General features: G+C 58.9%; 20 protein-coding genes and 1 tRNA gene. 13 read left to right on the top strand and 8 right to left on the bottom strand.

The window, feature by feature from the left end:
* The first annotated feature begins 6 nt into the window (after positions 1-6).
* Together hisS and LEPTO7104_RS0110055 are read left to right on the top strand one after the other, a co-directional pair.
* The gene (gene hisS, locus LEPTO7104_RS0110060) at positions 7-1,317 is read left to right on the top strand and encodes a histidine--tRNA ligase (RefSeq protein WP_017298447.1); all 1,311 of its coding nucleotides are present in this window, start codon (positions 7-9) and stop codon (positions 1,315-1,317) included.
* Between the two features lie 147 nt (positions 1,318-1,464).
* Entirely contained in the window at positions 1,465-2,523 is a 1,059-nt protein-coding gene (locus LEPTO7104_RS0110055; RefSeq protein WP_017298446.1) for a class I SAM-dependent methyltransferase, read from the top strand.
* Between the two features lie 100 nt (positions 2,524-2,623).
* On the opposite strand, the gene LEPTO7104_RS0110050 is transcribed toward LEPTO7104_RS0110055, so the two are convergent.
* Both LEPTO7104_RS0110050 and pyrE read right to left on the bottom strand, forming a co-directional pair.
* Positions 2,624-3,103: an SAM-dependent methyltransferase gene (locus LEPTO7104_RS0110050; RefSeq protein WP_017298445.1), complete on the bottom strand. Its 480-nt coding sequence runs from the start codon at positions 3,101-3,103 to the stop codon at positions 2,624-2,626.
* Positions 3,103-3,720 (bottom strand): orotate phosphoribosyltransferase, encoded by a 618-nt coding sequence (gene pyrE / locus LEPTO7104_RS0110045; RefSeq protein ID WP_017298444.1) that lies wholly within the window; start codon positions 3,718-3,720, stop codon positions 3,103-3,105. Before pyrE ends, LEPTO7104_RS0110050 begins: the two co-directional genes overlap by 1 nt.
* Before the next feature lie 184 nt (positions 3,721-3,904).
* On the opposite strand from pyrE, the gene LEPTO7104_RS33390 reads away from it, so the two are divergent.
* A complete protein-coding gene (locus LEPTO7104_RS33390) occupies positions 3,905-4,306 on the top strand; it encodes a hypothetical protein (protein WP_017298443.1) in 402 nt (133 codons plus the stop codon).
* A 64-nt stretch (positions 4,307-4,370) separates the two neighbouring features.
* Here LEPTO7104_RS33390 and LEPTO7104_RS0110035 read toward each other — a convergent pair.
* Positions 4,371-4,443 (bottom strand) — tRNA-Ile (locus LEPTO7104_RS0110035).
* Positions 4,444-4,666: 223 nt separating this feature from the next.
* Here LEPTO7104_RS0110035 and LEPTO7104_RS0110030 point away from each other — a divergent pair.
* From LEPTO7104_RS0110030 to LEPTO7104_RS0110020, 3 genes are all read left to right on the top strand, one after another.
* Positions 4,667-4,918 carry a hypothetical protein gene (locus LEPTO7104_RS0110030; protein ID WP_017298442.1) on the top strand — a complete coding sequence of 84 codons (252 nt, stop codon included), beginning with the start codon at positions 4,667-4,669 and terminating at the stop codon, positions 4,916-4,918.
* 17 nt (positions 4,919-4,935) lie between these two features.
* Positions 4,936-6,378: a hemolysin family protein gene (locus tag LEPTO7104_RS0110025; RefSeq protein WP_051158489.1), complete on the top strand. Its 1,443-nt coding sequence runs from the start codon at positions 4,936-4,938 to the stop codon at positions 6,376-6,378.
* A 337-nt stretch (positions 6,379-6,715) separates the two neighbouring features.
* On the top strand, positions 6,716-7,765 hold the full coding sequence (locus LEPTO7104_RS0110020; RefSeq protein WP_017298440.1) for a Gfo/Idh/MocA family oxidoreductase: 1,050 nt from the start codon (positions 6,716-6,718) through the stop codon (positions 7,763-7,765).
* Here LEPTO7104_RS0110020 and LEPTO7104_RS0110015 read toward each other — a convergent pair.
* The gene (locus LEPTO7104_RS0110015; RefSeq protein WP_017298439.1) at positions 7,762-8,337 is read right to left on the bottom strand and encodes a L,D-transpeptidase; all 576 of its coding nucleotides are present in this window, start codon (positions 8,335-8,337) and stop codon (positions 7,762-7,764) included. The genes LEPTO7104_RS0110020 and LEPTO7104_RS0110015 overlap by 4 nt on opposite strands.
* 267 nt (positions 8,338-8,604) lie before the next feature.
* On the opposite strand from LEPTO7104_RS0110015, the gene lipA reads away from it, so the two are divergent.
* Positions 8,605-9,474 (top strand): lipoyl synthase, encoded by an 870-nt coding sequence (gene lipA / locus LEPTO7104_RS0110010; RefSeq protein ID WP_026072548.1) that lies wholly within the window; start codon positions 8,605-8,607, stop codon positions 9,472-9,474.
* A 331-nt stretch (positions 9,475-9,805) separates the two neighbouring features.
* Complete coding sequence (locus LEPTO7104_RS0110005) at positions 9,806-10,048, top strand: DUF4327 family protein (protein WP_017298437.1); 243 nt, start codon at positions 9,806-9,808, stop codon at positions 10,046-10,048.
* A gap of 13 nt (positions 10,049-10,061) precedes the next feature.
* On the opposite strand, the gene LEPTO7104_RS33385 is transcribed toward LEPTO7104_RS0110005, so the two are convergent.
* Positions 10,062-10,433 (bottom strand): winged helix-turn-helix transcriptional regulator, encoded by a 372-nt coding sequence (locus tag LEPTO7104_RS33385; RefSeq protein WP_083887044.1) that lies wholly within the window; start codon positions 10,431-10,433, stop codon positions 10,062-10,064.
* A 324-nt stretch (positions 10,434-10,757) separates the two neighbouring features.
* Here LEPTO7104_RS33385 and rlmB point away from each other — a divergent pair, with 324 nt between their 5' ends.
* Both rlmB and LEPTO7104_RS0109990 read left to right on the top strand, forming a co-directional pair.
* A complete protein-coding gene (rlmB, locus tag LEPTO7104_RS33380; RefSeq protein ID WP_017298435.1) occupies positions 10,758-12,212 on the top strand; it encodes a 23S rRNA (guanosine(2251)-2'-O)-methyltransferase RlmB in 1,455 nt (484 codons plus the stop codon).
* 44 nt (positions 12,213-12,256) lie between these two features.
* Positions 12,257-12,547, top strand: coding sequence for a DUF1816 domain-containing protein (locus LEPTO7104_RS0109990; protein ID WP_017298434.1), 291 nt, complete (start codon positions 12,257-12,259; stop codon positions 12,545-12,547).
* Positions 12,548-12,580: 33 nt separating this feature from the next.
* Here LEPTO7104_RS0109990 and LEPTO7104_RS0109985 read toward each other — a convergent pair whose 3' ends face one another.
* Both LEPTO7104_RS0109985 and LEPTO7104_RS0109980 read right to left on the bottom strand, forming a co-directional pair.
* Positions 12,581-13,387, bottom strand: coding sequence for an alpha/beta fold hydrolase (locus LEPTO7104_RS0109985; protein WP_026072547.1), 807 nt, complete (start codon positions 13,385-13,387; stop codon positions 12,581-12,583).
* 83 nt (positions 13,388-13,470) lie between these two features.
* The gene (locus LEPTO7104_RS0109980; RefSeq protein WP_017298432.1) at positions 13,471-15,195 is read right to left on the bottom strand and encodes a hypothetical protein; all 1,725 of its coding nucleotides are present in this window, start codon (positions 15,193-15,195) and stop codon (positions 13,471-13,473) included.
* A 165-nt stretch (positions 15,196-15,360) separates the two neighbouring features.
* Between LEPTO7104_RS0109980 and LEPTO7104_RS0109975 the strand changes: the two genes are divergently transcribed.
* A complete protein-coding gene (locus LEPTO7104_RS0109975) occupies positions 15,361-16,242 on the top strand; it encodes a DMT family transporter (protein ID WP_017298431.1) in 882 nt (293 codons plus the stop codon).
* Here the strand turns inward: LEPTO7104_RS0109975 and LEPTO7104_RS0109970 are convergent.
* The gene (locus tag LEPTO7104_RS0109970; protein WP_017298430.1) at positions 16,239-16,751 is read right to left on the bottom strand and encodes a HugZ family pyridoxamine 5'-phosphate oxidase; all 513 of its coding nucleotides are present in this window, start codon (positions 16,749-16,751) and stop codon (positions 16,239-16,241) included. The two genes, LEPTO7104_RS0109975 and LEPTO7104_RS0109970, sit on opposite strands and share 4 nt — an antisense overlap.
* 92 nt (positions 16,752-16,843) lie before the next feature.
* Here LEPTO7104_RS0109970 and LEPTO7104_RS33375 point away from each other — a divergent pair, with 92 nt between their 5' ends.
* The gene (locus LEPTO7104_RS33375) at positions 16,844-17,422 is read left to right on the top strand and encodes an SRPBCC family protein (protein WP_017298429.1); all 579 of its coding nucleotides are present in this window, start codon (positions 16,844-16,846) and stop codon (positions 17,420-17,422) included.
* 312 nt (positions 17,423-17,734) lie between these two features.
* Positions 17,735-18,052, top strand: a complete 318-nt coding sequence (locus LEPTO7104_RS0109960) for a hypothetical protein (protein WP_017298428.1) — start codon at positions 17,735-17,737, stop codon at positions 18,050-18,052.
* Positions 18,053-18,056: the final 4 nt, after the last annotated feature.

The following is an 18,056-nucleotide window of genomic DNA, read 5'->3' as shown; positions in this document are numbered from 1 at the left end:
TCAGCTATGGAGCCGATTCAATCTCTGCCTGGAACCGAAGATATCTTGCCCAAGGCGCAGTTTGTGGGCCAGGATCTCAAGGTGGCCGACATCCTCACCTGGCAGTGGGTGGAGGCTACGGCGCGCGATATTTTAGGCCGGGCCGCCTACCGCGAAATTCGCACGCCCACCTTTGAGGCTACCACCCTGTTTGAGCGGGGAATTGGCGAAGCCACCGATGTGGTGGGTAAGGAGATGTACAGCTTTAAGGATAAGGGCGATCGCGGCTGTACGCTGCGCCCCGAGGGCACCGCCGGGGTGGTGCGGGCCTACGTCCAGCACAGGCTCGATGCTCTGGGCGGCGTGCAGCGGCTCTGGTACACCGGCCCCATGTTTCGCTACGAGCGTCCCCAGAAAGGGCGCCAGCGGCAGTTTCACCAGCTGGGGGTCGAGGTGCTGGGCAGCGCCGACCCCCGCGCCGATGTGGAGGTGATTGCCCTGGCCACGGACATCTTGCAGGCCTTGGGGCTCAAAAACCTGACCTTTTTTCTCAATTCGGTGGGGGATAGGAGCGATCGCGCCCGCTACCGCGAGGCTCTGGTGGATTATCTGAGCCCCTTCGCCGCAGATCTGGATGCGGATTCACGCGATCGCCTCAGCCGGAACCCGCTCCGCATTCTCGATAGCAAAGATGAAAAGACCCAGGCTATTACCGCCGCCGCGCCCAGCATTTTAGATTATCTGGGGCCAGACTCAAAGCGCCACTTCGATCGGGTCCTGGCCCAGCTCAGCGCCCTGGGTATTGCCTTTGAGCTCAACCCCCGGCTGGTGCGGGGACTCGACTACTACACCCACACGGCCTTTGAGATTCAGTCGCAGGACTTGGGTGCCCAGGCGACGGTGTGCGGCGGCGGTCGCTACGACGGCCTGGTTGAGGAACTGGGCGGTGCGGCGACGCCAGCGGTGGGCTGGGCAATTGGCCTAGAGCGCCTAACCCTGCTGCTCGAAACTCTTCAGCAGCCGCGCGCGGTCGCCCCTGACCTCTACCTGGTGTCGCGAGGCGAACTGGCCGAGGCCAACGCCCTTCAGCTGGCCCAGAAACTGCGCCATCACGGGCTGGCGGTGGAGCTAGACCTCAGTGGTTCGGCCTTCGGCAAGCAGTTTAAGCGGGCCGATCGCAGCGGCGCCGCCGCCTGCCTAATTGTGGGTGACGACGAAGCGGCCCAGGGCACGGTGCAGGTTAAATGGCTGGGCTCTGGCGAGCAAACCAGTTTGTCCCAGGCCGCATTGCTCAGCGACATCGACGAGTTTGTCCAGCAAATTCGCCGCGATCGCTAGCTAGATGCGATCGCGCTAAACCCCTATATCTCCCGTTGGGCAAGACTTCCAATCGTCGGGCAGATCCCACTTTGCCCAAAACTTCGTTACAATCATTCACATTGAGCCAATATTTTGTGCTCAGCAATTAATTCATCCGTTGGTTGTATGCCTGACACCATTACAAAACTGGCCTACCAAGCCTTGCAGCAGGGCAAAAGCTACTTTGGGTTAGCCCATAAAACCGTTAGCACCCGGGTTATGCAGGCTGTCAATCCGCCTAAGCATATCCACACCAAGCCCTTAGATTTAGAGGCTCTTCAGCTTCTTCAGCGGCGCATGAACGCCCTGCTGGAGCTAGACTGGCAGGAGGCAGAGGCAGGGGTTTATCCCAAAGAACTCCTGTTTGACAATCCCTGGGATGACTTCTTTCGGTTCTACCCACTGGTCTGCCTGGACTTGCCCAATATTTGGAATCGCCTAAATAGCCGCGACTACCACGCCTTTACCCACGATATAGACACCGCAGGCTACCCCAAGTATTACCTACAAAATTTTCATCACCAAACCAACGGCTACCTGAGCGAGATGTCGGCAAATCTCTACGACCTCCAGGTAGAGATTCTCTTTAACGGCACCGCTGACCCCATGCGGCGCCGAGTCCTGGCTCCGCTGAAGCAGGGACTAGCCGAGGTGGGTGCAGCCTCTGGCGCTAAGGTACTGGATGTAGCCTGCGGCACGGGGCGCACCCTCAGCATGCTGCGCGATGCCCTGCCCAAGGTGTCGCTGTACGGCGTAGACCTGTCCCCAACTTACCTGCGTAAAGCCAATGAAACCCTGGCGGCAAAGCCTGGGGTGCTGCCCCAGCTGATTCAGGCCAACGGCGAAAGCCTGCCCTTTGTAGACAACTACTTCGACGGGGTAGTGAGTGTGTTTTTGTTCCACGAATTGCCAGGGGTGGCCCGGCAAAATGCCATCAATGAGATGTACCGGGTGATAAAGCCGGGCGGTACCGTCGTTCTGTGCGATTCAATTCAGCGGCTCGATTCCCCTGAGTTTGAGGTGGCAATGGATAACTTTACGGCGATGTTCCACGAGCCCTACTACCGCCACTACACCACCGACGACCTCAACCTGCGGCTGTCGGAAGCGGGCTTTGAGGCCATTGGTAACCAGGTCCACTTCATGAGTAAGTACTGGATTGGCCGCAAGCCAGCGATAGGCTAGGTAGACGTCTACGCAGGCCTACGCCAACGGGTAGGTTAGGACATTTCGCAGAGCCAGCGTTCGAACGTCGGAACGTTCCTTTTTTAGTGAGGGCATGAGGTCAGGGAATGCGCCAGAGGTAGAGCACGGAGTCTTCCTCCGAGGGCTGGAGGCGAAGGGTAAGGTCGGGTCGCCAGTCGCCCATGTCGAACATGTGGGAAACAACGCGACTGCCGGAGCGCAGCTGGGCTTGCAGGCGCGATCGCAGCCGCAGATTCAGGTGGGGCAGCAGGTAGATAAATACGACGGTAGCGGCGGCTATCTCGCATTCAAACAGGTTCTCTTGGCGAAAGGTGAGGCGATCGCTGACCCCCGCAGCCTGGGCCTGGGCCAGGGCCACCTCCAGCAGCCGGGCATCCACATCAATACCGACGCCGCTAGCGCCGTAATCTACCGCCGCCTGAATGAGCAGGCGACCGTCGCCACAGCCCAGGTCGTAGACCACGTCGGCGGCCTTTAGCTCCGCCAGCTCTAGCATGGCGGAGCAGGCGTCAGCGGGGGTTGGCACAAAGCCGATGGCGGGGCGAGGCAGGGCAGACATTAGACGGGGTTGAGGGTGGCCCAGTGGGCCTGAATATCCTGGATGGTGAACAGGGCTTTGAAGGGCAGATTGTGGCTCTGGTAGAGTTCGGCCCCGCCCTGCTGGCGATCGACCAGGGCCAAAATTTGGTTGACCTGGTACCCAGCTGCCTGAAGGCGATCGACGGCTTTCAGGGCCGACTGTCCGGTGGTGACTACGTCTTCGAGTACGGTTATACTGCTGCCCGGCGCCAGGGTAACGCCCTCAATGTAGGCGCGGGTGCCGTGCCCCTTGGCCTCTTTGCGAATGATCAGCGGAAACAGATTGCGCTCACAGTAGACACCGACCAGGCTCACCGCTGTTACCAGCGGGTCGGCCCCCAAAGTCAGCCCGGCCACCGCCAGGGTGTCGGCGGGCACCAGATCGAGCAGCAGCCGCCCCACCAGCAGCGCTCCTTGGGGGTGCAGCGTGACCAGCTTGCCGTTGATGTAGTAGGTGCTGCGCTGGCCGGAGGTGAGCACGAAGTCGCCCTCCTGGTAGGCTCCGCGACAAAACAAATCCAGCAGGGGCGATCGCAGATCGTGGGTTGGCAGGGCTAGCAGGCTAGGGGTAGGGGTATCCAGCAAAAGCTCTTCCATGGGCGGTTAATTCCTTAAAAATGCTCCAGTTTTCTGCGATCGCGCTATAAAGGACATGCACCGGGTGATCGGTTCGGCATAGTTTTGTGCAGGCCGGGGGTATTTTTGGCTCCAGGCATGGGTTTAGGGCAGAGACGAGTACCGCCGGAACCGCACCAATTCACTGAGTTGAGGAGGCTTGGCCATGGGCATTCAATTAAATCATATTTCTGGTCTAACGCTGGCGCTGCTGGCGATGGCGGCCGTTGCCGCCCCGGCAGGGCACGCTCAGGATACAACACCCCAGACTATCCCCGCCGCCATGGACGATTTGGTCACCAACTACTCCGGCGACTTCTTTAGAAACCGGGGCATTGTCCGTCAGGGCAAGCGAATCCTTGGCCTCGACTTCCCCGAGCGCTCCCTCGAGTGGGACAGCAACGCCACTGCCGCTGCGGTGAGAGACATTATGGCCCTACAAAACACCTCCGATCCCACCATCCGGGTGCCAGATCTAGCCACCCCCTATAGCAGCAGCCTACTCACCATGCCCACCAGCAGCGCTCCCTACGTTGGGTCTGAGTTCGTTTTTGAATCGTCGTTTTAGCCCTTTTCCGGCAGAGGCAGGTTCTACTCTAGGCTCCCAGCTTCAGCCGTCAGGCTGCTGACAATCCAGGGTGCAGGAGTTGAACCTGCCTGAGGCGAATTATGAGTTCGCTGCCTAATCCGCTCGGCCAACCCTGGGATACTATCTATCGGTAAACGATAAGCCATCGGTAAACGATAAGGCATTTTCTATTGTATGCGCAGGTCTAAACCCTAATCTTAAATTTTGTTTGAGGCTTAAACTTTATAATTAGTCTAAAGCTGAGGCTGTTTCAATCCGAGACCAGCAAAAGCATTTTCGGCTTCTGGTTTTCTGCCCGCTGCATTTCAGACTGCTAAGCTATCCACGTTTGCCCCTGCCATGAACCCTGCCGTAGCGTTTACGTTAATTTTGCTCTCGCTCATGATTGGCTCGGGGGTGGTCAGCGCATCGTGGGGATTTACCCTGGGTCGTCAAGCGCTGACCGGGGTACGCCAGCCAGAAACTCGCCCCAGCAGCGGTTCGCCCGTGGCCCGCGAACCGGGCTCAGCCAGCCACGGAGATATCACTCTGGTCAACGAAGCCGAAATTTTGCAGCAGGTGAAGGCTCGCACTAGCGGCGGCGGCCAGTAGCTGTTAGGCACTGGACCATGGGCGTTTTACCCTGTATATTGACCGTCGTTATTCCCGAAGAGCTGCCCGCCACCGCGATCGCGTCTCGACTCCTGGCGGTGCTGCTGCTGATTGGCATCAATGCCTTTTTTGTGGCAGCGGAATTTTCCATGGTGTCGGTGCGGCGATCGCGCATTAGCCAGCTGGTCTCTGAAGGGGATGTGCAGGCCAAGACCGTCCAGCAGCTGCAGCGCAGCCTTAACCGCCTGCTCTCGACCACCCAGCTAGGCATTACGCTGTCTAGCCTGGCTCTGGGGTGGGTGGGCGAAAGCACGATGGCCGTCACCCTGGCCTTTTGGATTACCCAAACCCCCCTGAGCGCCGCCCAGAGCGAGGCGCTGGCCCACGCGCTGGCCATTCCCCTGGCCTTCTTCCTGGTTGCGTACCTGCAGATCGTGCTGGGGGAGCTGTGCCCTAAGTCGGTCGCCATGCTTTACCCCGAGCAAGTGGCCCGGTTTTTGGGTCCCCCCAGCCTCACCATTGCCCGGCTGTTCAACCCCTTCATCTGGATTTTGAACCAGTCCACCCGGCTGCTGCTGAGGCTGGCCAATATCCAGGACAGCGATCAGGTCAGCTACAGCCGCCTCACCCCCGAAGAACTTCAGCTGATTATTCGCACTACCGCCGAAACCCCTGGCCTTGAGGCCGAAGAACGCGAACTGCTCAACAATGTCTTCGAGTTTCGGGATGTCACCGCTGGCGAAATCATGGTTCCCCGCACCCAAATCAACGCCATTCCGCTGAGCGCTAGCTTCGGGGAATTGTTTGATGTGGTGGCCAACACCGAACATTCCCGCTACCCAATCACGGGAGACTCCCTTGACGACATCCAGGGCATGGTCGAACTGAAGCAGTTTTTGCAGCCCCTGGCCCGCCAGCAAATTAGCGTTGACACCCCGATTCGTCCCTGGGTCAAGCCCGCCCGCTTTGTGCCCGAGTACACCCCTCTCCACGAGCTGCTGGCCACCATGCAGCGCACCGGGCAAGAACTGGTCATCGTTGTCGATGAGTTCGGCGGCACAGCCGGACTGTTGACCCTCCATGACCTCACCACTGAGATTATTGGTGACATTCACGAACCCGATGACGACGAAGATCAGCTGGTGCAGATCCTTGACGATCAGTCATACCGAATTAAGGCCCATACCGACCTCGAAGAAGTCAATGATCTCCTCAACCTAGCGCTGCCCTACGCCGATGACTACCAAACCCTAGGAGGATTTTTGATCTACCAGATGCAAAAAATCCCCCATGCGGGCGATCGCATTGTTTTTGGCGATCGCGAATGGGTCGTTCTCTCGACCGACGGTCCGAGGCTCAAAGATATTCTGGTGCGATCGATCCCCGTGCCGCTGCCAGAGCACGGGCCAGATGCCTCAGCGGGAGACCATTCCGACTCCGATGAAGCGCCCCTGCCCTAAACGGCTCTAGGGACACGTTCCCTAGCCAGATGCATAACTGCCACAGTTGACCAAGCGGCCGAAGCGAGGATCGATAGCATAAAAAAAGGCAAAATACTCAAAAATGGGTATGAATCTGGGTCAGTTGCCAAGTCTGACCGAAAATCTTTGTCCCTCCGTTAGAGAATGTCGCTATTCTTTACAGTGTGAAGCATTGTGATAGTATCTGAGTAATTTTACCTGGCCGTCTCAGTTCTTCATTTGCTCTGACGTTCGCAACCTATCAGCTGTCGGCGTATCTTTGTCTCCTTGAGGAAGGACAGGCGTGCAAAACCCCATGTTGTCATCTGCCCTAGACATGCACCTATCTCGAAACTTGCCAGAACCTATTCGTGTCGGCGTCATTGGTGTAGGCAATATGGGCCAGCACCACACTCGCGTCCTCAGCCGATTTAAGGACGTAGAGCTAGTTGGAGTTTCTGACGTCAATGTGGAGCGAGGATTAGACACCGCTGGCAAGTACAGAATTCGTTTTTTTGAAGACTACCAGGAGCTGCTCAAGCATGTTGATGCCGTGTGTGTAGCCGTACCAACTCGGCTCCATCACACTGTGGGCATGGCCTGTTTGCAGGCTGGAGTACACATTCTGATCGAAAAGCCCATTGCCGCCAGCATTGCCGAAGCCGAGTCCTTGGTCAACACCGCTGCGGCGACAAACTGCATTCTGCAAGTGGGCCATATTGAGCGCTTTAATCCAGCCTTTCAAGAACTCCACAAAGTCCTCAAAACCGAAGAGCTACTGGCCCTAGAAGCCCGCCGCATGAGCCCCTACTCCCAGCGGGCCAACGATGTGTCGGTGGTGCTTGACCTCATGATCCACGACATTGACCTGCTGCTGGAGCTAGCTGGGTCAACGGTCATCACCCTCACTGCCAGCGGCAGTCGGGCTTCTAATTCCGGTTATCTAGACTACGTCACCGCTACCCTGGGCTTTAGCAACGGCATTGTGGCCACGCTCACCTCTAGCAAAGTGACCCACCGCAAAATTCGCAGCATTACTGCCCACTGCAAAAACTCGCTTACCGATGCCGATTTTCTCAACAACGAGATTTTGATTCATCGGCAGACCACCGCCGACTGCTCCACTGACTATGGTCAGGTGCTCTATCGCCAGGATGGCTTAATAGAAAAAGTCTACACCAGCAATATTGAGCCCCTTCACGCCGAGCTTGAGCACTTTGTCAACTGCGTGCGCGGCGGCGAAAAGCCCTCCGTTGGCGGCGAGCAGGCGCTCAAAGCCCTGCGACTGGCTAGCCTAATTGAGCAAATGGCCCTCGACGGCAAGCCCTGGCACCATCTTGACCTCAACATTATGGGCAGCGATTTGCCCGTCGCCCTTCAGGTCTAAGGTACTACCTGAATAGGGGTACCTACTTTGATGTGGTCATAGAGCGTGTGAACGTCCTTTTCAAGCATCCGCACGCAACCGTGGGAAACCGCTTCGCCGATTAGGGTTTCCTGATTAGTGCCGTGAATGCCAATGTGATACTGACCCTCAAACCAAAAGCCAATCCAGCGAGAGCCAAGGGGATTCTGGGGACCAGGGCCAATTGCCTCTTTGGTGATGGGGTGTTGCCACACAGGATCGGTGCGCATATCTCGGACAGCAAACTGGCCTACCGGAGTCTGCCAATCGTCTTGGCCAATGGCAACGGGAAACTCGTCGAGGACGCTGTCGTTTTGGTAAAGGGTTAGCCGCCGCCGACTGAGGCTTATTACCACGCGGGTGTTGGCCGTCATCAGGTTCTCGGGCGCCTGGGTCATAACTGGGCCCAGGCGAGCCAGCCGAGTTCGCTCAAAGGGGGCTTCAAACCGCCATCGAGAACCCACCTGATCTTGCCAGGCACCAGTGGCCAGCAACCCGGCGGCAGTGTAGCACAGCACCATCAAGCAGCGATTTAGGGGAGATAGCGCATCCATAGACCGTGACTGTTTACCCTCGCCTAGCTCCAGCATACTGCCATCGACTGGCTTCTAGGTCGCAGTTTAGACCAAGGATTTATCGCTATAGTCACTTAGGCTAGAACATCTAAAAACCTTCGAGCGTTTGAACGTTTTTGGGGAAATGTCTTAACCAAACTGGCTACAGCTATAACCTGGGCGCAGGGCATAGTCTAGTCCCGCAGGGTCAAGGGATGCCAGGCTTGATATGATTGAGGCGCAGATGTATTGCCGGGGCTTGAGACTGTGGCGGTAAAACCAGAATGGTTGCGAGTAAAAGCTCCCCAGTGGGAACGAGTGGGTCAAGTCAAGGCAATTCTGCAAGACTTGGGTCTCAACACCGTCTGCGAAGAGGCATCGTGCCCCAACATTGGGGAGTGCTTTAAAGCCGGTACGGCCACGTTTTTGATTATGGGGCCTGCCTGCACGCGGGCCTGCCCCTACTGCGATATTGATTTTGAGAAAAAACCCAAGCCCCTCGACCCCACCGAGCCCCTGCGTCTGGCAGAGTCGGTGCGGCGCATGGGGCTTAACCACGTCGTGGTTACCTCCGTCAATCGCGACGATCTGGCCGACGGCGGAGCCAGTCAGTTTGTCGCCTGCATTGAGGCGATTAAACAGAGCACTCCAGACACCACTATTGAGGTGCTGATCCCTGACCTGTGCGGTAACTGGCAGGCGCTAGAGACAATCTTGGCCTCTCGTCCCCACGTTCTAAACCACAACACCGAAACGGTGCCCCGCCTCTACCGGCGCGTGCGGCCCCAGGGAGTTTATGCCCGCTCCCTAGAGTTGCTGAAGCGCAGCCGAGATTTGGCTCCCTGGGTGTATACCAAGTCGGGGCTGATGGTAGGACTCGGTGAGACTGACGCCGAAGTGCAGCAGGTCATGGATGATCTGCGGGCCGTAGACTGCGATATTTTGACGCTCGGCCAGTATCTATCGCCGGGGCCGAAACACCTTCCGGTGGCAGAGTTTGTGACCCCTGCCCAGTTTGATGCCTGGCGAGTAGCCGGGGAGGAGAAGGGATTTTTGCAGGTGGTGTCGTCGCCCTTGACCCGCAGTTCATACCACGCCGAAGATGTACAGCGGCTGATGGCCCAGAACCCTCGCTAGAGAAGCATAATTAGGCTCGGCGCCACTAGACTAACCACTCCGTGCAGCCTCGCGGAATTGTAGCCTCAATGCAGGCTGCTATGGGTTTGCTTGTCGGTCTGGCAATGCCAAGTGATGTTGATTGAGAAATTGAGAGGCCGAGGCGAATTTTTCTGGCCCATAGCGGCCCTCAGGAGCACCTGAAACGGTGTAGCAGGCTACAGTATTGCGCTAGGTAAACAAAGGTAAGGATACGCTTCAACTGCTTCAATCCCCAGAATAGTAGTTGCACTATGTATATGGGTGGTAAGTAAATGTTCTCATTGCCATCCACTATGGGAGGGCTACAACCATGACAACTACAACCACAAAGCGACCTGCCGGAAGACACTACACCATTGAGGCGATTCGGGACGAAGCAAAGCAGCTGGTGGACTGCGGCACGCTAGATCGATGCCAGCCTATTTGCGCGCTGTGCGGCTATATTGCTGCCCGTGAGTGGCCATTTATTGAGGCTGAGCTAGAGCAAAATGACTATTTTTTGCGCGATCGCATTGGCGATCTGCTCACCCACGAAGTCTGGAGCAATGACTGAACTTTCCGGTATCTTAGCGGCTCCGGGGGCCGTAGAGAGTAGCCGGGCGATCGCAGGGGCCATGTACCAGCCACTGCTCTCCCACCTGATTGAGTGCAGCCATAATTGGCTGCACCTCTCGTCCCTTGGCCGTCAGGGAGTATTCAACCCGTGGAGGTACCTCAGGGAAAACCGTGCGCTTGACCAGGCCATAGCTTTCTAGCTCCCGCAAACGGGCGGTGAGCGTTTTAGTGCTGATGCCCGGCAGCGCCGCCAAAAATTCGTTGGTGCGACGGCTGCCTTGAAACAGCTCTTGCAGAATGAGAATGGCCCATTTGCTGCCAATGTACGACAACACCAGATGAACCGGACAATCGAGCTTCGTACCGCTGGATGGGTGAGGCATTGGCATCACTCCGGTATGGGCATGTCATTTTCCATTGTGAAGGATTATTCCGAGGATGTGGTTACTCTGGTACCAGATGCTAGAAACTTAAGCTTCTTTTCAGAACTGAAAGGTGTTTGAGCCGCCCCCGGTATTGTCAACGGGTGGCTGCTTGGTTTTGAGGAGTGGCCGTAGGTGGCTGTACCAGCCATGGCGCACATCCCTGGGCATTTCCTCCACGGCAGTCCGCGAGCCACAAGTAGCAGAATGCTAGGGTAATGGGCAAGGCATGCTAGCCTAGGATTTCTGCTTAATTTTGGTTTCTGACCCGTATCAGGTGTGGCCATGTCGTCCCCAAAGCCTTCTCGCAACCCCAACCGCCCCTCGGGGTCAAAGCCCCGCCCGCGTTCCGAAGGCTCCCAGGGTGGCAAGCCCCACTACGAGGGTGATAGGCCTCGCTACGGCGACGACAAGCCTCGCGGCAAAGACGACAAGCCCCGCTACGAGGGCGCTAAGCCTCGCAGCAAAGACGGCAAGCCCCGCTATGGGGACGGCAAACCCCGCTACGAAGGCGCTAAACCCCGCTACGGCGACGACAAGCCTCGCGGCAAAGACGATAAGCCCCGCTATGGGGACGGCAAACCCCGCTACGAGGGTGCTAAGCCCCGCTACGGTAACGACAAACCTCGCTACGAGGGCGCTAAGCCTCGCTACAAAGACGACAAGCCTCGCTATGGGGACGACAAACCTCGCTACAAAGACGACAAGCCTCGCTATGGGGACGACAAACCTCGCGGCAAAGACGACAAGCCCCGCTATGGGGACGGTAAACCCCGCTACGAGGGTGCTAAGCCCCGCTACGAGGGCGGCAAACCCCGCTACCAAGGTGATAAACCCGCCTATGAGGGGACCAATGCCCGTCATCTGGGGGTAATCAACCAGGGTTTAGGCGAAGCAGATGAGCCGCAGGATGAGACCGATTTGCTCTACGGTCGTCACGCGGTTGAGGCAGCGCTACAGGCCCAACGCCCGCTCAATCGGGTGTGGGTTAACGATCGCATTCGCTACGATCCCCGATTTTTATCGCTCATTGATCAGGCCAAAGCCGGTGGGGCCGTCATCGATGAGGTCGATACTAAACGGCTTAACCAGATCACCGCTGGGGCCAATCACCAGGGGATTGCCGCCCAGGCCGCGGCCCATACCTACTACGACCTCGATGAGATGATTGAAACCGCCCTTGGGGCAGCCAAGGTGCCGGTCATTATTGCCGCCGACAGCATTACCGATCCCCACAATTTGGGGGCGATTATCCGCACTGCCGAAGCTTTGGGTGCCCAGGGCATGGTGATCCCCCAGCGCCGGGCGGTAGGGGTGACCTCTACGGTGGCCAAGGTCGCCGCAGGTGCCCTAGAGCGCCTGCCCGTGGCGCGGGTCGTCAATCTCAAGCGCGCCCTTGACACCCTAAAAGAAAAAGGGTTTTGGATCTACGGTTTGGCATCAGAAGCCAGCCAGCCCGTGCACCGCACCACCTTCGATCGCCCAACGGTTATTGTCGTCGGGGCCGAGGGCAGCGGTCTCAGCCTGACGGTGCAGCAGAGCTGCGACACGCTGGTGTCAATTCCTCTGCGGGGAACGGTTCCCAGCCTAAATGCATCGGTGGCTACAGGCATGGCGCTCTATGAGATCTATCGTCATCAATGGATGGCGCAGTTGGAAATTTCCTCTTTGCAAAATCAAAAGCTAGGGAGTATAACCAAAAATGGCGCGATGCTACCCCAGGGCGGCTTAGAGCCATGACTACCCCATAAAAAACTTTGGAACTCGGCAGATAGGCAGGATCTATGAACAATCTTTTAGGTCGTCTTTTAGGCAGCATTCTGGGCCAGAACAAAGCCTGGTGGGTAGAGATCAAAACCAGCCAGCCCGCCTGTACCTACTACTTTGGTCCCTTTGACAGTGAGTCTGAGGCCCATGCTGCCAAGGGTGGCTACATCGAAGATCTAGAGCAGGAAGGGGCGCACAACATTCAAACCCTGGTACAGCTGTGCAGCTTTCCCGAACAGCTGACTATCACCGACGAGTGGGATACTCCCCTGGGGGGCTTTACGGCCCCGGCCTTTGGCCGCTCCTGACCCTCGCCGTCTGAGGCAATTCCAGCCCCCTGGCTACAGGTGCTGCTGTCGTAGCCAGTGATTGATGTCAGGCAAAATTTGCTCTGGAATTTCCCAGGGCAGCAGGTGGGCCGTATTTGGGTAGCAGCGACTTTGGGCCAGCGGCAGATGGGCTGCCGTCTCCAGGCTGGCCTGGGCGGTGATATGACAGTCTTCGGCCCCGCACAGCACCAGGCATGGCACGGCGATCGCGCTGAGGTCGGCCAGGCGGTTGTAGCGTCGCGCCAGCGCTCGGGTGAGGGCACGGTTGGCCTGGGACGATGTGCCCAGATAGGCCCAAACCCCTTCCCTGGCCAGCCGTCGGTAGGCCAGGGGCGTATGCTGCCGCAGCAGGTATCGGTACAGCGATCGCGGCCCCAGCCCCCTGACAACCAGTGGATTGCCTGGGGCCAGCACATTTAAAATTGATCCCAGTCCGGTGTTGACTAGCTCTACCCAGGTGACGGGTGGGTGCGCCCCTACTGGCCGGGCGGCGGTCGCCACTAAAATCAGCCCAGCCACCCGTTCCGGATGGCGCAGGGCCAGCTCCAGCGCCAGAATCCCCCCCAGCGACCAGCCCAATACCAGGCAGCGCTCGATGCCCTGGGCGTCGAGCAGCTCTACTAGATCCAGCAGGCTGTCTTCAATGTTAAAGGGCGATCGCGTGCGGCTGCCGCCGTAGCCCCGCAGATCGGGCGCCAGGGTCTGGTAGCGATCGCTCAGGCTTTCCGTGAACACCGACATCGTTTTGGCCGAGCCAGGGTGTCCGTGCAGGCACAGGATGGGGAAGCCAGCGCCCCGGATCTCACAGTGAAGTTGCATAGCGTGACGGATGCTGGACCCCTAGCATAGCCGCCTAAACCATAGCCTGGGTTAGCCCATCGGCACCAGGTCAGTCCGTCGCGCTAGTTTGCAGCCCCCGCCTGGGTAACGTTGCGGGCTGGCTCTTGCCCAGGGGCGCGGGCTACACCTCGCTCTAGATCGGAGTCTGGATTGGGGGCTATAGCCGCAGGCTCCATCTTCTCCAGGCAGGCAGCGGCAGCGGAATCAGCTTTGTCCAGGCCCATCTCCAGGGCCAGAGCCGTCTCTGCTAGATCAGCGCGGAGGTCGGGGTTGGCCGCAGGCTGAAGGTGGGAGGCGTCGAGGTTCCTCCCAGCCTGGCTGGCGCTGTCGGGGGTGAGGCCGGGCGCGTTGGGCTGAAATTGCCGGCAGTAGCTCGCGGAAAGGTGTTTAGGGTTGGCGTCAGCAAAGCCCAGGGAGTCTAGCTGGGCCTGGCTTAGCTGACCTGAGAGACTGTCATCACCCTGGCCCTGGGCCTGGGCCACCCGCAGCTCTAGGGCCTGCGTTTGGGCCACCTGTAGCTCTGGATCTTGGGGTATCTGAGCCTGAGGAACCTCCGGTTCTAAAGCCTGAGCATTGTCGATCGCGCCCCTGGAGGATGCTGCGACGGCGGGCAGCGAATGCAGGCGGGGAGATTCTGGGTTTAGGGGCAGACTTTCGGGGAGCGCGATCGCTGTTTCTGGTTGGGTGACGGCCCCCCGGCTGTGGTGGCTGGCAACGGCTGCCGTCGAGGTTAATCCTCCTACCTGCTCGGGAGTGAGTCTTAGGGAAGCAGGGGCATTCGACTGATGGTGGGTTGTCGCCGCAGGTAGCTCAGGATCCGCCGGACGAGCATGGGCACCCACCCCCAGAGCTACGGATGCGGGCAGAGCCGCTTCGGAGGCAGGGGTTTCAGTCTGAGTTGGTGCCGCCGCCGCTGGGGGCGGTGAGGGTTGCGTCGCTATCCCCCCTGGAGAGGTTTCGGATGAGGCGACTAGCGGAGCACCGCTCCCCCTGGAGAGCCTGGGCGAGGCTGGTGCCGTCAGCCCTCCTAGCTGATTGGTAGAGGCCGTGGTAATCAGAGGGGCCGGATGCTGGGATTGGGCACTGTAGCCCTGGTGCCGCGAAGGGGCAATTGGATAGTTACGCGCTAGGTTGGCAGAGGCGATCGGGCCTAGGTTAGTGGCGCTACTGGCGCTGTTACTGGTGCCGTTAGGGGTTGGCAGCCCTGCCACGGGGGCGGTTTCTGGAGCCGCGATATTGGGGCCTAGCGAGGTAGGCGGAGTCGTTTCCCCTAAGGGCTGTAGCAGAGGCCCTTGGCCCCTGGAGTTGGTGGCACTCGCTGCGTCAGCGAAAACAGGAGGCCCCTCGACGGGTTGGCCGACTGCGGCTTGAGGCACCGGGCGAGGCGGGGTGCTGAGGCTGAAGGCGGCAGGCAGGGGAGTCGTGCCCAGAGCTTTGGTGGATGAGAGCCTCGACTCGTGCTGGGCTCGCAGGCGCTGCACTCGCTCCCGCAGCTGTTCGACCTGGGGAAGAGTTTGGTCAATGCCACTCGAACCGCTGGCCAAAGGCAAGGGTCTCGCCAATCGCGGGCTGAGGCGAGACGGATCTAGCCGCCCCTGGGACGGGGCTAACTCAGGCTGGGCCATGGGGCTAGAGCCGGTTGCCTGCAGCCCTGCCTGAGCCTCAATCTGGGCCAAATCATCCCCTTCGGGCAACTCTGCGCTCGGCGTGGGAGAGCTAGTTTTTTCAGCACTATAGGCCGCTAAAGCCAGCAGCCCACCGCATGATGCTAAAACCCAGACACGCATAACTCACTTCCTAGGATTGGTCAGACTGTCTTAGCTCTCTTTACGGTGGTCAAGCGACCGATCAGTAAAATCCTGGGCCATGAAGTGTAAAGATTCTGTTGCGCTCGGGTATGGTGGCAGTACTCAACGTTTCTGGAATGGCGGCAAACGCTGGCCCCACGGTCTATGCAGGGTGAGTTGGCAGCACTGATGGCGGCTGGGCTGTGGGCGATGGCCACGGTCATGTTTGGGCGGCTGGGCAAAGCCCTGCCGCCCCTGGGGTTAAACCTGGCCAAGGGAGCGATCGCGCTGGTGCTGCTGACCCTGACTTTGCTCCTGCTGGGACAAAATACCGCTGGCTTAGATCGTCAGACCACAGGCCTTTTGGCCCTGAGTGGCGGGATTGGCATTGGCCTGGGCGACACGGCCTACTTTGCCACCATCAATCGGCTCGGCCCGCGGCGGGCGCTGCTGCTCGAAACCCTTTCTACGCCGCTGGCGGCCCTCCTGGCCCTCGTTGTTTTGCAGGAGACCCTAACCCCGCAGGCGTGGTTGGGCATTGGTCTTACCCTGGCTGGGGTGGGGTGGGTCATTGCTGAGCGAGTGCCCAGTGGAGTCACCCCTGGCCGCGTCGACTTTCGAGGTGTGTGCTACGGCATTTTGGCCGCTTTGGGCCAGGCCACGGGGGCCGTGTTGTCACGGGCCGCGCTGGCCGACACCGCGGTAGATCCCCTGTGGAGTTCGCTGCTGCGGCTGACGGGGGGCTGCGTCATCATTCTGGGCATCTTGCGCTACCAGGGGTCGGTGGCGGGAGCGCTGAGGCCGCTGCGATCGCCCCGACTGCTGCTGGGCGTGGCGATCGCAGCGGTATTGGGCACCTATCTGGCCATTTACCTTCAGCAAATGGCGCTCAAGTATGCCGCGACAGGGGTGGCCCAGGCGCTGACTTCGACCAGCCCGCTGTTTGTTCTGCCCCTGGCGGTAGCCCTGGGCGATCGCGTCAGCCTGCGGGCCGCCGCCGGGGCAGGGGTGGCCCTGGCGGGCATTGCCATTTTGGTCAACGGCTAGCCGGGCGAGTTTTCGGCGCCAGTTTGGGGTGGACCCACCAGCTGGCTTAGATTCTGGGGATCCACGGTGTAGGCAGCTCCGAACCCCATCACAAATCGCCCCGCCTGGGGACTGAGACAAAAGATTTGAAAATCCTCCAGCGATCGCAGCATGGCAATAATTTCCCCAAAGCGTTGCTCGAAGCGATCGGCAACGCCGTCCCAGGCCTCGGTGCCTCTGGGCAGGCATTGGGCCTGGCAGTCGTAGGTAATGCGCTGGCGGGCAAATACCTGAGGGGCCTCGGCCTCAGCTTCAATCAGCAGCACGCTGGCGAGGCCTGTGGTTTGCAAATTGTGGGTGTGGGTCGATAGGCCGCTGGTAAAGATATAAATTTGGTAGTCGTCGTCGATGACGTAGGGAGCATAGCTGGCGTGGGGGTGGCCCTGGCCATCGACCGTGCTTAGCATCAGGCTGAGCACCCGGGCGGGCAACCCCTGGTAGGCCGTTAAAACTGCATCGAAACTGGGCATAGGTAGGGGCTAGGCGCGCTATAAATGCAACCGGGACTGTGGCTGCCGCTGCGGGTTGCGCTACAGTTATTGCATTCTGGTTCTCTGGTATTATGTCGCGTTTATCCCGTCAGGTTCAGCCCGCCGAGGCCTATCTGGCCAAACTCACTGAGGCTGACTGGGCAACCCTGGCCAAGCGCAACGTACTGGTCAAGGGAGGCCAGGGGCAGTACGGCCTCATGATCGCCACCACCGTATCCCAGGCTACTGCCTGGGCCGTGCTAACCGACTACGGCAGCTTCTATAAGTTCCTGCCGACGGTGGTCAAAAGCCGGGTTGTTGAATCAGACGGCGATCGCACCATTGTCGAACAGGTCGATCGGCGGCGCATTCTGCTCACCACGATGGAATCTAAGGTGCTGACCGAGAACCTGGAGCTGCACGGTCAGCAGATTAGCTTTCGCCTGCTGGAGGGCAATTTGGAGTACATGTACGGCCACTGGCGCATTGACGCGGCCCCACCCTCCCTGGGGGGTGAGCTGGTGTGCCTGCTCTCGCAGCAGGTCAGGGCAGAAGCCGATGTCGGACCCTTCAAGGCCATGTTCTACAACCTGTTTGAAGCTGGTCTGGTAGATACTATCAAGGCCCTGCGGACCGAAATGGAGCGACGGGCCGCTTCGTCTAATCTTTAGGAAGTGTGAATTTTTAGGCATTTTTACTGGGTTTAACCGTAAAGACCCGAGCCGCGATCGCACTTTACTGGATACTGGACCAAGGCAACTGCCGATGACGCAGATTATTGGCAATGCCTTTTCACCTGGGATCGGGGCATAATCCTGACCATTTTGCGGCGCTCCCCTATCCCTAATCGGGCAGGTGGCCTTTGCCTAAATGTAAGGAAATTATAAAGACATCTTAGATTGCAGGTCCTCCCCTGGGTAATCTCAAGGAAGGTGCTGATGGTACAGGTCGCTGGTTGGGTCGTTTGATTTTGGTGTTGGGACATGCACAGTTCGTTTTCCGCCGAGTTCAGTCGCTATGCCCCAGCAGTCGATCATCTGCTGTTCTATAAAATCATTAGCGATCCCGACGGCATTCGGCTGCGGATCTGGGAAAGTGCCTCTGAGCTAGATCAAAGCCCATCGCCCTATCTCTACATTCTCAACCTGCGGGTGGGGTCCATCGCCGAGGCCAAAAAGCGCCTCAAGGCCCACCTCGCCCTCAACGGCGGCACCCTGGCCACCAGCCAAGATCTGCCCCGCAAGGGCAAGGTCAAGCTCATGCCCCACGCCACCTGGGACGGTACCGAGGGCAACGACTAGGCCG

The sequence above is a fragment of the Nodosilinea nodulosa PCC 7104 genome (assembly GCF_000309385.1).
Lineage (GTDB): Bacteria > Cyanobacteriota > Cyanobacteriia > Phormidesmidales > Phormidesmidaceae > Nodosilinea > Nodosilinea nodulosa.
Note: the sequence above shows the minus strand (reverse complement) of the source record. Positions and strands in the feature narration are given on the sequence as shown.